The organism is Priestia sp. 53B2, from assembly GCF_056099005.1.
The window spans coordinates 1-313 of the sequence record NZ_JBLZXA010000080.1 but is presented as its reverse complement, the minus strand read 5'-3'; the positions used below and the strand labels follow the sequence as shown (position 1 = coordinate 313).

Below are 313 nucleotides of genomic sequence, written 5' to 3'. Positions count from 1 at the left end.
AGCTTTACTCAGCGAACTGTTATCTAGTTTTGAGAGAACAAAACTTTTCAAAAAAGTCTTGCTTTCTTTTGGAAATCATGTATAATATAATATGTCTGGTGGCGATAGCGAAGAGGTCACACCCGTTTCCATACCGAACACGGAAGTTAAGCTCTTTAGCGCCAATGGTAGTTGGGACTTTGTCCTTGTGAGAGTAGGACGTTGCCAGGCTTATATATCGGAGGATTAGCTCAGCTGGGAGAGCACCTGCCTTACAAGCAGGGGGTCGGCGGTTCGATCCCGTCATCCTCCACCATTTGCCGGTGTAGCTCAA

The 313-nt window shown here is 46.3% G+C and carries 1 tRNA gene and 1 rRNA gene; both read left to right on the top strand.

Annotated features, from left to right (window positions below):
* Positions 1-94 precede the first annotated feature (94 nt).
* A 5S ribosomal RNA gene (gene rrf, locus ACN6NE_RS31195) occupies positions 95-210 on the top strand.
* Between the two features lie 9 nt (positions 211-219).
* A tRNA-Val gene (locus ACN6NE_RS31190) sits at positions 220-295 on the top strand.
* Positions 296-313: the final 18 nt, after the last annotated feature.